The sequence below is a fragment of the Allobosea sp. BE125 genome (assembly GCF_031456075.1).
In the GTDB taxonomy this organism is placed as follows: Bacteria; Pseudomonadota; Alphaproteobacteria; order Rhizobiales; family Beijerinckiaceae; genus Allobosea.
This window is the reverse complement of sequence record NZ_JAVDTY010000020.1, coordinates 1-12,656: the sequence shown is the minus strand read 5'-3', so window position 1 is coordinate 12,656 and position 12,656 is coordinate 1. Positions and strand designations below refer to the sequence as shown.

12 protein-coding genes and 1 pseudogene are annotated in these 12,656 nt (G+C 66.1%); 3 read left to right on the top strand and 10 right to left on the bottom strand.

Annotated elements, in window-relative coordinates; genetic code table 11:
• Positions 1-42: 42 nt before the first annotated feature.
• The 7 genes from J2Y55_RS29270 to J2Y55_RS29240 all read right to left on the bottom strand — a co-directional run bounded on the left by J2Y55_RS29270 (position 43) and on the right by J2Y55_RS29240 (position 7,525).
• The gene (locus tag J2Y55_RS29270; RefSeq protein ID WP_310160346.1) at positions 43-1,866 is read right to left on the bottom strand and encodes an AMP-dependent synthetase/ligase; all 1,824 of its coding nucleotides are present in this window, start codon (positions 1,864-1,866) and stop codon (positions 43-45) included.
• Positions 1,867-1,877: 11 nt separating this feature from the next.
• Positions 1,878-2,696, bottom strand: coding sequence for an ABC transporter ATP-binding protein (locus J2Y55_RS29265; protein ID WP_310160344.1), 819 nt, complete (start codon positions 2,694-2,696; stop codon positions 1,878-1,880).
• A 2-nt stretch (positions 2,697-2,698) separates the two neighbouring features.
• A complete protein-coding gene (locus J2Y55_RS29260) occupies positions 2,699-3,880 on the bottom strand; it encodes an ABC transporter substrate-binding protein (protein WP_310160341.1) in 1,182 nt (393 codons plus the stop codon).
• A 30-nt stretch (positions 3,881-3,910) separates the two neighbouring features.
• Positions 3,911-4,954 carry a branched-chain amino acid ABC transporter permease gene (locus J2Y55_RS29255; protein ID WP_310160339.1) on the bottom strand — a complete coding sequence of 348 codons (1,044 nt, stop codon included), beginning with the start codon at positions 4,952-4,954 and terminating at the stop codon, positions 3,911-3,913.
• Entirely contained in the window at positions 4,954-5,838 is an 885-nt protein-coding gene (locus tag J2Y55_RS29250; RefSeq protein WP_310160337.1) for a branched-chain amino acid ABC transporter permease, read from the bottom strand. The genes J2Y55_RS29255 and J2Y55_RS29250 overlap by 1 nt, the downstream gene beginning before the upstream one ends.
• The gene (locus J2Y55_RS29245; RefSeq protein ID WP_310160406.1) at positions 5,838-6,662 is read right to left on the bottom strand and encodes an ABC transporter ATP-binding protein; all 825 of its coding nucleotides are present in this window, start codon (positions 6,660-6,662) and stop codon (positions 5,838-5,840) included. The genes J2Y55_RS29250 and J2Y55_RS29245 overlap by 1 nt, the downstream gene beginning before the upstream one ends.
• Before the next feature lie 92 nt (positions 6,663-6,754).
• Positions 6,755-7,525, bottom strand: a complete 771-nt coding sequence (locus tag J2Y55_RS29240; RefSeq protein WP_310160334.1) for a FadR/GntR family transcriptional regulator — start codon at positions 7,523-7,525, stop codon at positions 6,755-6,757.
• A 303-nt stretch (positions 7,526-7,828) separates the two neighbouring features.
• Between J2Y55_RS29240 and J2Y55_RS29235 the strand changes: the two genes are divergently transcribed.
• Positions 7,829-9,001, top strand: a complete 1,173-nt coding sequence (locus tag J2Y55_RS29235; protein WP_310160332.1) for an acetyl-CoA C-acetyltransferase — start codon at positions 7,829-7,831, stop codon at positions 8,999-9,001.
• Positions 9,002-9,094: 93 nt separating this feature from the next.
• A complete protein-coding gene (locus J2Y55_RS29230) occupies positions 9,095-9,871 on the top strand; it encodes a DUF1499 domain-containing protein (protein ID WP_310160329.1) in 777 nt (258 codons plus the stop codon).
• Here the strand turns inward: J2Y55_RS29230 and J2Y55_RS29225 are convergent.
• A complete protein-coding gene (locus J2Y55_RS29225) occupies positions 9,868-10,782 on the bottom strand; it encodes an MBL fold metallo-hydrolase (RefSeq protein WP_310160325.1) in 915 nt (304 codons plus the stop codon). The genes J2Y55_RS29230 and J2Y55_RS29225 overlap by 4 nt on opposite strands.
• 147 nt (positions 10,783-10,929) lie before the next feature.
• On the opposite strand from J2Y55_RS29225, the gene J2Y55_RS29220 reads away from it, so the two are divergent.
• Positions 10,930-11,547, top strand: a complete 618-nt coding sequence (locus J2Y55_RS29220; RefSeq protein WP_310160322.1) for a biotin transporter BioY — start codon at positions 10,930-10,932, stop codon at positions 11,545-11,547.
• Positions 11,548-11,630: 83 nt separating this feature from the next.
• Here the strand turns inward: J2Y55_RS29220 and J2Y55_RS29215 are convergent, their stop codons facing one another.
• Together J2Y55_RS29215 and J2Y55_RS29210 are read right to left on the bottom strand one after the other, a co-directional pair.
• Positions 11,631-11,768 carry a hypothetical protein gene (locus J2Y55_RS29215; protein ID WP_158516171.1) on the bottom strand — a complete coding sequence of 46 codons (138 nt, stop codon included), beginning with the start codon at positions 11,766-11,768 and terminating at the stop codon, positions 11,631-11,633.
• Positions 11,769-11,905: 137 nt separating this feature from the next.
• Positions 11,906-12,568 (bottom strand): annotated as a pseudogene (locus J2Y55_RS29210) (EAL domain-containing protein); the annotation flags it as partial.
• Positions 12,569-12,656 lie beyond the last annotated feature (88 nt).

Genomic DNA, 12,656 nt, shown 5'->3' with positions numbered 1-12,656 from the left:
GAGACTTTCCTTCCTGCATTCGCCACTTCGCTTGAAAACGCCTTAGCGGGCCGCGCCGTAGAGCCTCTCGATCTCACGAGCGTATTTCGTCTGGATGCTGGAGCGGCGGACCTTCATCGTCGCCGTGACCTCGTCATCATCATGGTCGAGCTCTTTCGTCAGCAGATGGAAGCGGCGGATATGGGAGACTTGGGCAAGCTGCGCATTGGCTGCGGCGATCTCGCGCTCGATCAGCTCGCGCACGCTGGCATGTTCGGCCAGGCTGCGGAAATGGGTGTAGGTCAGCCCGGTCTCCTCCGCCCATTGGCCGACCGTCTCGGCATCGATCTGGATCAGGGCCGAGACATATTTGCGCGCCTCGCCGATGACGATGCATTCCTTGACGAAGGGGCTGGCCTTGACCGTGTTCTCGATCTCGGAGGGGCTGAGGTTCTTGCCGCCGGCCGTGATGATGATGTCCTTGAGACGGTCGACGATCTTGAACTGGTCTTGCTTGAACGGGCCTTGGACGATCTCGACGACGTCGCCCGTGTGCAGCCAGCCATCGGGCGTGATCGCGGCTCGCGTCGCCACTTCGCCCTTGTAGTAGCCGGAGAAGACGATATCGCCGCGGACGAGCAATTCGCCCGCGTCGCTGCGAGCAAGCTCAGCGCCCGCAACAGCCGGACCGACGCAGAGCGGCACGAGTTCCGACAGGCGCTGGCCAGCCGCCATGCCCGAGGTCTCGGTCGCGCCATAGACCTCGACCAGCGGCACGCCGATGGTGCGGAAGAAGCGCACGATCCTGGCCGGAATGGGCGCCGCACCCGTCATCGCGACATCGGCCCGGCGCAGGCCGATATAGTTCTGCAAGGCGCGGAAGATCAGCCAATAGGACACAGCGAAGGTCAGGCGCTGCGCCAGCGTGCGCTTCTCGCGCGCGACCTCGGCGAAGGGCTCGCAAGCCGCGAAAGCCCGCTCGAACAGCTTGAGGCGAAAGCCTCCGGCCTCGGCCAGCTTGATGTGGATCGCCGAGTTGAGCTTTTCCCAGATGCGCGGCACGCCCAGGAACATGCTGGGCGCGACCTCGCGCAGATCCTCCTGAACGGTGCGGATCGACTCGCCGAAACTCACCAGCGAGCCATTGTAGACCGGCGCCATCGTGGTCAGCATCTGCTCGGCGACATGGCAGAGCGGCAGGTAGGAGAGATGGCTGGTGGCCGCCGTCAGCCCGATGCGCTCCGAGACTGCGATGGCCTGCGCGCGGATGTTGCGGTAGCTCAGCATCGCGCCCTTGGGCTTTCCGGTGGAGCCGGAGGTGTAGATGATCAAGCCGATATCGGAGAGGGACTGCCGCGCCAGCACGGCATCGATCGCGTCTGGCCCGTCTCGTCGTGCGGCGCGGCCGGCATCCTCCAGGCTCGCAAAGCTGGTGACGAAATCAGCGGGATAGGAGCGGATGCCCTTGGTCTCGACCACCACGACGCGGCGTAGTTTGGGCAGCTCGCCACGGCGCTCCAGCACCTTGTCGACCTGCTCCTGATCCTCGCAGATGACGATCTCGGCGTCGGAATGGCCGAGCACATAGGCGACCTCGTTGGCCGGGCTGGTCGGATAGACGCCGACCGTGACCGCCCCGACGAGGCCGGCGCCGAGCTGGGCCAGCACCCATTCGACCCGGTTCTCCGAGAGGATCGCGACATGGCCGCCCTCGCTCAGGCCGAGCGCGCGGAGGCCTGCACCGACTGCCGCGGCGCGCTCGAAATAATCGCGCCAGGTCACCGGCTTCCAGATGCCGAAATCCTTCTGGCGGATGGCGATGCGCTCTGGGATCAGGCGCGCCTGCTCGCGCAGCATCTGGGGAAGGGTGAGTTCGGGCAGCGTCACGGGGCGCGTCCTCAGGAGAGCCAGCGCTTGCGGCGCTTATAGTGTTTGATGTCGCGGAAGCTCTTATGGCCGGCAGCGCCCGCCCCCATGCCGAGATAGAATTCGCGTACATCCTGGTCGCGCATCAGCGTCTCGACCGGGCCGTCGATGACGATCTTCCCGGTCTCCATGATGTAGGCGTAGTGCGAGACGGCGAAGGCGACCGCCGCGTTCTGCTCGACCAGCAGCATGGAGGCGCCCTGTTCGCGGTTGATGCGGGCGATGATGGTGAAGATCTCCTCGACCAGCATCGGCGAGAGACCCAGCGAGGGCTCGTCGAGCAGGATCAACTGCGGATCGGCGATTAATGCCCGGCCGATCGCCAGCATCTGCTGCTCGCCGCCGGAGAGATAGCCGGCGAGCCCCGCGCGCCGCTCGCGCAGGCGCGGGAAATAGTCGTAGACGATGTCGAAGCTTTTTGGTGGAGCCCGACGCCCCGTCAGCGCGAAGGTCGCCGCCGTCAGGTTTTCCTCGACGGTCAGGTCCTCGAAGATGCGCCGCCCCTCCATGACATGGAACAGCCCCTTGCGGACCAGCGCATGCGGAGCGAGCGGGGCGATATCGGCGCCATCGAAGCGGATGGCGCCGCCGGTGACGGCGCCATCCTCCAGTTCGAGCAGGCGCGAGATCGCCTTCAGCGTCGTCGATTTGCCGGCGCCATTGGAGCCGAGCAGCGCGACGATCCGGCCGCGCGGCACGCAGAGCGACAGGCCGCGCAGGACCTGCACGGTCTTGTTGTAGATAACCTCGATATTGGACACATCGAGGATCGGCGGCGCGGCGCTCGTCATCGTCAGCTCGGCTTCGAGACGTTGATCCAGTCGCCCTGCCCGACCATGACCTTCTTGGCGGCGTCGTATTGGTAGACGCGACCAACCGGGATTGAATTGCCGGTGATCGTGATCGGCGCGCCGATCAGGCCGCCGGTATCGAAGTCCTTGATCGAGTTGAGCGCGGCCTTGAGGTTGGTCGCGGTCATCTCCTGCTTGGCGTCGAGACAACGCTTGCCCGCTTCGCAGAACAGCATGGCGGTCAGGAAACCCTGCATATAGGCGGTCGAGACATATTCGGGCCGCATCTGCCGGATCTTGGCCAGCATCGGCGCCTTGGCATCTTCGTCGAAATAGTAGCGATAGGGCATCACGCCCATGAAGCCGTTGGCCGCCTCGCCGACCTTGGCCCAGAGCGAATTGTCCATCGACCAGAAGGTGCCCATGAACTTGGTCTTGAGGCCGAGCTGCTTGGCCTGCGTCATGAACTCGGGCAAAGGCGCCAGCACATAGCCGTGGAAGATGGTGTAGTCGGGATTGGCGCGGCGCAGTTTCAGCACCTCGGTCGAGACGTCGACGGAGGTCGGCGGGGTGACGATCTTCTCGGCGATGCTGAGGCCGAGCTTCTTTGCCATCGCCTCGGTGGTCGCGACCGGGTCGCGGCCGAACTCGGTATCGGAGTTCACCAGCGCGATCTTCGCGCCGGGTTGCGTCTTGGCGATATAGGTCAGCAACACGCTGATCATGTCGGAATAGTCGGGACCGGCGATGAACTGGTTCGGATAGGCCTTGGCGTCGTTGAGCTCGGTCGCGAAGGAGGCGCCGGCCATGATCATCGAACCCTTGCGGTTGAGCTCGGGGTTGATCGTCTTCGCGAAGCCCGTGGAGTCGCTGTAATAGAAATTCGCCGCGTTCGAGCCGGTGAGCTTGTTGAACACGGCGACCGACTGGTCGACCTTGTAGGCGGTGTCCTCATAGACATAGCGGACCTTGCGACCGGCGACGCCACCGGCCTCGTTGACGATCTTCACATAGTCACTGAGCCCGTCATTGATGCCGATGCCGGCGAAGGCGAAGACGCCGGTGAGCGGGATCGACCCCGCGATGACGATCTCGTTGGCCTGGGCGAGCCCGGGCCGGATGCCGGCGGCGAGCCCGCCCGCTGCGATGCCGGCGGCGAGAGCCTGTCGTCTGGTGATGTTCATGGTTGCAATCCTCCCTTGGTTTTTTCGTTGTCAGGTCTTGAACGGCCAGAGATGGAAGAAGCGGCGGATGCGCCGCCAGATCTCGGCGAGCCCATGCGGCTCCAGGATCAGGAACCCGATGATCAGCGCCCCGAAGACGATGGTGCGCACCGGCGAGAGCATCGCGACCGCATTGGGCATCCAGGGCGAGAGCAGGCCGACGACGAGCTTCAACGCCTCGGGCACCAGCGTCATGAAGACCGCGCCCAGGATGCCGCCGAGGATCGTGCCCATGCCGCCGACGATGACGGCGGCAAGGAAGAAGATCGAATAGACGAAGGGGAAGCTCTCGGGCGTCACCACGCGGAAGAAATACGCCCATAAGCCGCCCGCGACGCCGGCATAGAAGGAGGAGAGGCCGAAGCTCATCAGCTTGTAGCGCAGCAATGGAATGCCCAGCACCTCGGCCGAGATGTCGCGGTCGCGGATGGCGATGAAGGCGCGCCCGATGCGGGTGCGGAAGAGATTGGCGGCGGCGAGCACCATGATGCAGGCCAACGGTGCGATGACCCAATAGAGCGCAAAGGGCCTGGCCAGTTCGAGGCCGAAGAGCTGCGCCGGCGGGATGCTCAGGCCGCGTGTGCCGCCGGTGACCGCAGTCCAGTTCTGGAAGACGAAATGCAGGATGAAGGAGGCCGCGATCGTCGCGATGGCGAGGTAGAGCCCCTTGACCCGCAGGCTCGGCACGCCGACCACCATGCCGACCGCCGCGGTGACGAGACCGGCCGCCAGCAGATTGAGCAGGAAAGGCGTCCCCAGCCTGGTCTCGGCCAGCGCCACGACATAAGCGCCGACGCCCATGAAGGCGGCCTGGCCGAGGCTGACCAGCCCGGTATAGCCGGTGAGGATGTTCAAGCCCGTCGTCGAGACGATATGGATGCCGACGAGGCAGGCGAGATAGAGCCAGTAGTCGCTGGCGGCGAAGGGGAAGGCCAGCAATGCGACCGCTCCAAGCGCCAGCCAGAGACGCTGCACGGCCGTGTCGAACAGCGCCTGATCGGCGCCATAGTTGTCCTTGAGCGCACCGATCCGCATCAGAGTCGCTCGATCTCGACGGTGCCGAACAGCCCATAGGGCCGCACCATCAGAATGAGGATCAGGAGCCCGAAGGTCGCCAGCAATTTGTATTCGCCGCCGATGAAGGTGCCCGACCAGGCTTCGACGAGGCCGACAACGAGGCCGCCGACCAGCGCGCCGGCGATCGAATCGAGTCCACCGACGATGACCACGACCAGGGCCGACAGGCCGAATACGCCCATGGTCGGCGAGATGCCGCCGACCGCGCCGACGAGGATGCCCGCGCCCGCTGCCGCCACTCCGGCGACGATCCAGGCGGCGGAGAACACTTTCGGCACATCGATGCCGCAGGAATAGGCCGCGCCCTGGTCGGTCGCGGTGGCGCGCAGGGCGACACCGCCGCGCCAGAAGCGGAAGGCCAGCACGAAGGCGGCGATGACGATGCTGGCGACCGCGAAGCCGATCGCGATCTTGCGCGAGACATAGGCGTCGCCGATGAAGAGCGGGGTCGTGCCCATGAACTCCGGCAATTGCGTCGGAGCTGCGCCCCAGATGATCTCGACGAGGCCGACGAGCACCGAGCCCAGGCCGATCGTGACCATGAAGACCGAGATCGCGCTCTCGCCCAGCATCGGCCGGATGATCGTGCGTTCGACAATGGCCCCGAGCAGACCGCCGCCGATGAGCGCCAGCGGGATGGCGAGCCAGACCGGCAGGCCAAACCCGGCGGCAAAGGAGAAGAACAGATAGGCGCCGACCATCAGCATCTCGCCGATGGCGAGGTTCACCACCTTGGTCGCCTTGTAGATCAGCACGAAGGCGAGCGCGGTCAGCGCCAGCAAGGCGCCGGAGCCGAGCCCCGCCAACGTCACCTCAAGGAAGAAGAGCCAGTCGAATTCCATCACGCCGCCTCCACGCCCGCGATGCGGGCCTTGAGCTGGCCAATGTCGCCGGCGCCGAGATAGGCGCGGATGACCTGCTCATTGGCGGTCACCTCGGCAGGCGCGCCGCGCGCGATCACCTGCCCGAAATTCAGCACGACGACATGGTCCGAAATGTCCATGACGAGGCCCATATCGTGCTCGACCATCAGGATCGTCACGCCCCATTCCTCCTTCACGTCGAGGATGAAGCGGGCCATGTCTTCGGTCTCCTCGCGGTTCATCCCCGCGACGGGCTCGTCCAGCATCAGGATCTTCGGGCGCATGGCGAGCGCGCGCGCCAGCTCGACGCGCTTGCGCAGGCCGTAGGCGAGCGAGGCGACCGGCTGGTTGCGGATGTGGTTGATCTCGAGGAAATCGATCACCCGCTCCTCGATCTCGGCGCGAACCTCGACCTCCTCGCGCTGGGCGCGGCCCCAATAGATGAGGCCGTCGAGCAGATTGGTGCGCATATGGACGTGGCGGCCGAGCTTGATGTTGTCGAGCACGGTCATGCCGCGAAACAGCGCGATGTTCTGGAAGGTGCGGGCAAGCCCGAGCCTGGCGCGCTCCGGCGGATGCAGGCGGGAGATGTCGCGCCCCTCGAAACGGATCGCGCCAGCCTGCGGCCGGTAGAAACCCGAGATGCAGTTGAACAGCGAGGTCTTGCCGGCACCATTGGGCCCGATGATCGCCGTGATCGAGCCCTCGGCTACGTCGAAGCCGACATCGGACAAGGCCCTGAGCCCGCCGAAATTCAGCGTCAGGCCGCTGACCGACAGCGCCGCATCGCCAATGCTGGTCATCGCCGCAACCTGCGGCAGGCCGACCCGGTCCTCATCCTCGTTCTCCTCCCCATCGAACCCGCGTGCCTTGGGCATCTTCGGGTGGCTTCATTTCAGTAAGGTGGTCGCAAGACGCTCCGCGCATAGACCCGCTCGACCGGCTCATCGAGATCGCGCCCGGCGCGCTCGAAACCCTTGCGCCAATCAGCGATATGCCGGCTCATCCAGAGCGCCGCCTGCGCGGCATCGCCGGCCTTGAGTGCATCGATCAGATGACGATGCGCCGCGACGAGCCGCCCCGCGCCTTCGGGAACCCGCCGGACGATCAGCTCCGTCGTCGGAAAGAACAAAAGCCCGGCCGGCTCGCGCGCCAGTTCGAGCACGCGGTTGCGCGTCGCCTTCGCCAGCAGCTGGTGGAATTCGGTGTCGAGATGGGAGAGCCGGGCGGGATCGTCCAGCGCCGCTTCCGCCTGCGCCTGATTGGCTTCCAGCAGCGCGATGATCGCGGCATCGGCATTCTCGGCCGCCTGCTCGGCAGCCGCGATCTCGAGCACGCGCGCCGTGGCCCAGAGCTCGCGGAAGGTGACCTCGTGGAGGATCAAAGCCCGGCTGATGCGCGAGGACAGGCCGCTATAGCGCGGCAGGCTGGCATAAAGCCGCCGATCCGCGCCGCGCCGCACCAGCCCGCTTTGCTCCAGCACGCGGATCGCCTCGCGCACGGTCGAGCGGTTGACGCCGAACTGGGCGCAGAGCGCGGCTTCCGTCCCGACGCTGTCGCCCGGGCGCATGCGGCCCGACATGATCTCGCGCTCGATCGCGTCAGCGACCAGCTGATAGGCGGACGCGACCTCAATCTTGTCGAAGCGTTCGAGGGCAGCGACCATCTACTTCCCGTACTGAGCTTTGCCAGAGCATTGCGCGAAAGAGTGGGTACCGGTTTTTCGCGAGAGCAATGCTCTGAACTTTTAGAATCGATCACGTTTTTCGCATTCGGACGAAGCCGTCCGAATGCGACGTGATCTAGGCGACGCTTGTCCCTTTGTCCGACAAAGTCAATGTGCGGAAATTCGCGGACGAGCCAGCCAAGATTTGAGTTTGTCGGACAAAGTCGACCTCGTTAGCATCGCCGCCAGCGGGCGGCGCTTTTCCAACGACAAGCCCGACATATTTCACTCCAGGAGGGTCCGATGCCCGAGGCCTATATCGTCGCGGCGGCGCGCACCGCCGGAGGGCGCCGCAAGGGCCGCGTCTCGGGCTGGCACCCGGCCGATCTCGCCGCCGTCATCCTCGACGCGTTGATCGCGCGCACCGGCGCCGACCCGGCGCTTGTCGAAGATGTGATCATGGGCTGCGTCGGGCAGGTCGGCGAGCAATCGACCAATATCGCGCGCGGCGCCGTGCTCGCCTCGCGCCTGCCCGAAAGCGTGCCGGGCGTCTCGATCGACCGGCAATGCGGCTCCTCGCAGCAGGCCCTGCATTTCGCCGCCGCCACCGTGATGTCGGGCCAGATGGATGTGGTGATCGCCGCCGGCGTCGAATGCATGACCCGGGTGCCGATGACGCTCTCCTCGGAGTTTCTCGCCAAGGCGGGCTATGGCGAGGCCAAGAGCCCGCGCCAGCACGCGCGCTATCCCGACATCGTCTTCAGCCAGTTCACCGGCGCGGAAATGGTCGCGGAGAAGCACGGCTTCACCAAGGACGCACTCGACGCCTTCGGCTTCGAGAGCCAGCGAAAGGCGATCGCGGCGACCCAAGGCGGGCTGTTCGCAAGGGAGATCGTGCCGATCGAGGTTCTCCTCCCCGATGGCGGCCGTGACATCCACACGATCGATGAAGGCATCCGCTTCGATGTGACGCTGGAGGGTGTGAGATCGGTCAAGCTGATCCAGGAAGGCGGGCGGCTCAGCGCCGCCACCGCAAGCCAGATCTGCGACGGGGCTTCGGGCGTGATGGTGGTCAATGAGCGCGGCCTGAAGGCGCTCGGCATCGCCCCGCTCGCGCGCATCCATACGATGACGGTCTCGGGCGGCGACCCGGTGATCATGCTGGAGGAGCCGCTCTTTGCCACCGACAAGGCACTGAAGCGCGCCGGCTTGCGCATCGACGACATCGATCTCTACGAGGTCAACGAGGCCTTCGCCTCGATCCCGATGGCCTGGCTCAAGCACAGCGGCGCCGATCCCGACAGGCTCAATGTCCATGGCGGCGCGATCGCGCTCGGCCACCCGCTCGGCGCATCCGGCACCAAGCTAATGACGACGCTGGTGCATGCGCTGCATCAGCGCGGCAAGCGCTACGGGCTCCAGACCATGTGCGAGGGCGGCGGTCTGGCGAACGTCACCATCATCGAGCGGCTCTGACGCCGCGCATTCGCGCGACATCGCCGGTAGGCAGGTCGGCGGAGAATCATCGCCGGCCTTGCCTTCCGCCCGCCGCAGCGTCACCTAAAGGCGATGCATCGCCGTCTCGTCTTCGAGGAGCCTGTCTCGCGCGCCGCGCTGTGGAGCCGGCGGCTGGCCTGGTTCTCGCTCGCAGTGCTGTTGCTGTCGGTGCTGGTGTTCCGGGCGGGCGAGCCGAGCCTGCAGGGCCTTGCCCCGATCCTGGGCGCCTATGGCTTCGTGCTGCTCGCGCTACTCCTGTCGGTACTGGCCTTCATCCGTATCTGGCAGTCCGGCCATCGCGGCGTCGGCATGGCGGCGCAGGCTTTCGCCCTCGCCCTCCTGCTGCTCGTGCCGGCGGGCTATGTCGGCTTCAAGCTCGTCACGCTGCCGGCCCTGAACGACATCTCGACCGATATCGACGACCCGCCCGCCTTCAGCCGCTCGCGCGTCGCACTCGATGCGCGCAAGGGCCGTGTGCCGCCCGATGTTTCGCCGGAGCAGCGGCGGGTTCAGCGCCAGGCCTACCCCAAGACCCTGCCGATCGTCCTGGAGGTGCCGGCGGAGATGGCTTTCGACATCGCCAGGCGCGCGGCACTCAATCGCGGCTGGCAGGTGCTTGAATCGACGCGGCCGGGCGGGCGCAGCGGAGCCGGCCGCATCGAGGCGGTGGCGCGCACGCGCCTGCTGCGCTTCTCCGACGACATCACCATCCGGGTGCGCCCGCGCGCCGATGGCAGCCGGATCGATATCCGTTCAGCCTCGCGCCTCGGCACGCATGATATCGGCGCAAACGCAGCGCGCATCGCAGCCTTCGCCGAGGAGGTCGAGCTGCTGGTCGAGACCCGCTAGATTCGCCGATAGCGGCTCGTCAGCAGCGGCAGGGCGTCGTCGCAGGAGACGCTGCCGCGCAGGACGAGATCCTCCAGCTGCGCCAGCACCGACAAGCCGGCCGCTCCGTGCAAGGCCGGGGCGAGGCCCTGATAGATCGCCGGCACCATCTCGGCGATGCGCTCGTCGCCCACGCTCAATCGATTGAGGATCGCCGCCTCGCGCTGGCGGCGATGCTGCACCAGGCCGCGCAGGAAGCGCTGCGGCTCCATGACGGGGCCGCCATGGCCGGGCCAGTAGAGCCGGTGCTCCATGCCGCGCAGCTTTTCGATCGAGGCCATATAGGCCGCCATCGAGCCATCGGGCGGAGCGACGATGCTCGTCGACCAGCCCATGACATGGTCGCCCGAGAACAGGCTCGCCTCCTCGGCAAGGCTGAAGGCGACATGGTTGGCCGTGTGGCCGGGGGTATCGACAGCCGTCAGCGTCCAGCCAGGGCCGGAGACATGGTCGCCATCGCGCATCAGCAGATCAGGCGCATAGGCGCGGTCGGCCGCGGCATCGAGCGGGTTCGCCTCGCCCAGCGCAAGCTCGCGCGCAGCGCGGTGCGGGCCGCAACCGACGATGCGCGCGCCCGTCGCGGCCTTGACGGCAGGGACGGCCGGCGAATGGTCGCGATGGGTGTGGGTGACGACGATATCGGTCACGGTCTCACCGGAGACGGCCGCGAGCAGCCGCGCGACATGGGCGGGATCGTCCGGCCCCGGATCGATGATCGCAACCCGACCGCGCCCGACGATATAGGTACAGGTGCCGGTGAAGGTCATCGGCCCGCCATTCCCAGCGATGACGCGCCGGACCAGTGGCGAGAGCTCCGCGATCTCGCCCGGCGGGGTCGTGGCCGTCCTGTCGAACTCGATCTCGTCGCTCATGCGTCTGCCTCTGCCTCGCCTTGCGCTCCGGGCTGCCCATCCGCACAGCTTCCGCGCGCTTGTGAGGCTTTGCCGCATTTCCTATAGACGGGAAAGATGGTCGCGCGGCGCGACCCTGCTGAACAGGATCCAACGCGGATGGCAGACATGCTCCCCCTTCAAGCTCCCACCCTCGTCCATGCAGTGCTCCCGGCGGTCTCGACTCCGCGCGCAGCCATGGCCCGCAACATCGCGCTCGCCCTCGCCGGCAGCCTGCTGCTGGTGCTCGCCGCCAAGATCAAGGTGCCGTTCTGGCCGGTGCCGATGACGCTGCAGACGCTGGCGGTGCTCGGCCTGGGCGCGGCCTATGGCTCGCGGCTCGGTGCGGCAACGGTTGCGCTCTACATCGCCTATGGCCTGGCCGGCCTGCCGGTCTTCACCAATACGCCCCCGGTCGCGGCCGGCCCGCTCTACCTGGTGGGGCCGACCGGCGGCTTCCTCGTCGGCTTCATCCTGGCGGCGACTGTGGCCGGCTGGGCGGCGGCGCGCGGCGCCTCCCTGACCCGTCTCATTGTCGGTCTCGTCACGGCCGAGGCGCTGATGCTCGGCCTCGGCTGCCTCTGGCTTGCGCTCGGCGCGCAGATGGCCGGCGGGGTGACTGGCGTCGGTTTCGCCAAGGCCTTCGCCTTCGGCGTTCAGCCCTTCCTGATCGGCGATGCGCTCAAGGTCGCGCTGGCGGCCTGCTTTGTCGGCACAGGCTGGTCGATGCTCCAGCGTCGCGGCTGAACCGCACGCAGCAACGCAATGCGAAGGCCGGGGGAAACCCCGGCCTTTTTCATGCCTTGGCGTCGAGGAGGTAGTCTAGGCGCTCAGCCAGCCGGGCGTGAATCGCCGCAGCTCTTGGGCATGTTGAACGGCCGCAGCGTTTCGCCGCATTTGTCGCAGGCCGCCAGCATGGTCGCCAGGCCGAGAATGCCGATGATCTGGAAGAGACGCTTACGCTTCATGATGTCGAGACCGCTGCTGAATTGGCCCGCAGCCTACAGGGCCTGACCGCGCTTCGCCATCATGGAAATGCTTGCTGGCCGCTCGGAGCTTGAATCAAGAACGCCACCGCTGGAATCCGGCCGCGTCGCTTGATGGTTTACGCCCCGTAGCCGACCGCGCGAACCAGTGGACTGCGCAATGGAACTGGGGCCTGCCGCAGTGAGAGGTCGGGCGTCCTGGTGGTGATTTCATCGAGGAACATGGGTTTCGCGAAATAGTAGCCCTGCGCGAGTCGGATGCGCGTGGCGGCCTGGAGGTAGAGGAGCTCCTCAACCGTTTCGACGCCCTCTACGATGATCGACATGTCCAGCGCATCGGCCAGCGATTCAATCGTCTTCAGAATGCTCTGGCTGCGCGGACGCTGGTGAATCGCGGTGATGAATGAACGATCCACCTTGATCTCGTCGGCCGTGATGTCGGCGAGCGCCGCCAGCGACGAATATCCGACACCAAAATCATCGATGGAAACGCGCGCTCCAATCTCGCGGATCATCGGCAGGACCTGCGTCTGGAACCGACTCTTCGAAAGAAACGCTTCCTCGGTCAGCTCGATCATGAAGCGTTGGGCTCGGCCGGTGGCTTCAATAGCCTCGACCAGCGAGCGCATGAAGACGGGCTCGTCCGCCTGACGCGCGGCGACGTTGAGGCTGATGGTCGAGGTCGCGCCGAACGCGCCGTCGATACGGTCGATCGCAGCTGTTGCTTCGGCAAGAACGAGATGCGTGATCTCGTCCATGAGCCCCAGCTCGACCGCTAGGTCACATACTCATAAACGGGATTCCCTGCGGGACTGAGTTCTGATTCATTGATCTCAGCCTTGGAGGTTGAGATGGCTCGCTTTGACCTGA

What these genes read in the sequence shown, in the direction of transcription:
- J2Y55_RS29265 (WP_310160344.1), bottom strand. Translation starts at nt 2,696, where the DNA reads ATGACGAGCGCCGCGCCGCCGATCCTCGATGTGTCCAATATCGAGGTT.
- J2Y55_RS29260 (WP_310160341.1), bottom strand. Translation starts at nt 3,880, where the DNA reads ATGAACATCACCAGACGACAGGCTCTCGCCGCCGGCATCGCAGCGGGC.
- J2Y55_RS29255 (WP_310160339.1), bottom strand. Translation starts at nt 4,954, where the DNA reads ATGCGGATCGGTGCGCTCAAGGACAACTATGGCGCCGATCAGGCGCTG.
- J2Y55_RS29250 (WP_310160337.1), bottom strand. Translation starts at nt 5,838, where the DNA reads ATGGAATTCGACTGGCTCTTCTTCCTTGAGGTGACGTTGGCGGGGCTC.
- J2Y55_RS29245 (WP_310160406.1), bottom strand. Translation starts at nt 6,662, where the DNA reads ATGACCAGCATTGGCGATGCGGCGCTGTCGGTCAGCGGCCTGACGCTG.
- J2Y55_RS29240 (WP_310160334.1), bottom strand. Translation starts at nt 7,525, where the DNA reads ATGGTCGCTGCCCTCGAACGCTTCGACAAGATTGAGGTCGCGTCCGCC.
- J2Y55_RS29235 (WP_310160332.1), top strand. Translation starts at nt 7,829, where the DNA reads ATGCCCGAGGCCTATATCGTCGCGGCGGCGCGCACCGCCGGAGGGCGC.
- J2Y55_RS29230 (WP_310160329.1), top strand. Translation starts at nt 9,095, where the DNA reads ATGCATCGCCGTCTCGTCTTCGAGGAGCCTGTCTCGCGCGCCGCGCTG.
- J2Y55_RS29225 (WP_310160325.1), bottom strand. Translation starts at nt 10,782, where the DNA reads ATGAGCGACGAGATCGAGTTCGACAGGACGGCCACGACCCCGCCGGGC.
- J2Y55_RS29220 (WP_310160322.1), top strand. Translation starts at nt 10,930, where the DNA reads ATGCTCCCCCTTCAAGCTCCCACCCTCGTCCATGCAGTGCTCCCGGCG.
- J2Y55_RS29215 (WP_158516171.1), bottom strand. Translation starts at nt 11,768, where the DNA reads ATGAAGCGTAAGCGTCTCTTCCAGATCATCGGCATTCTCGGCCTGGCG.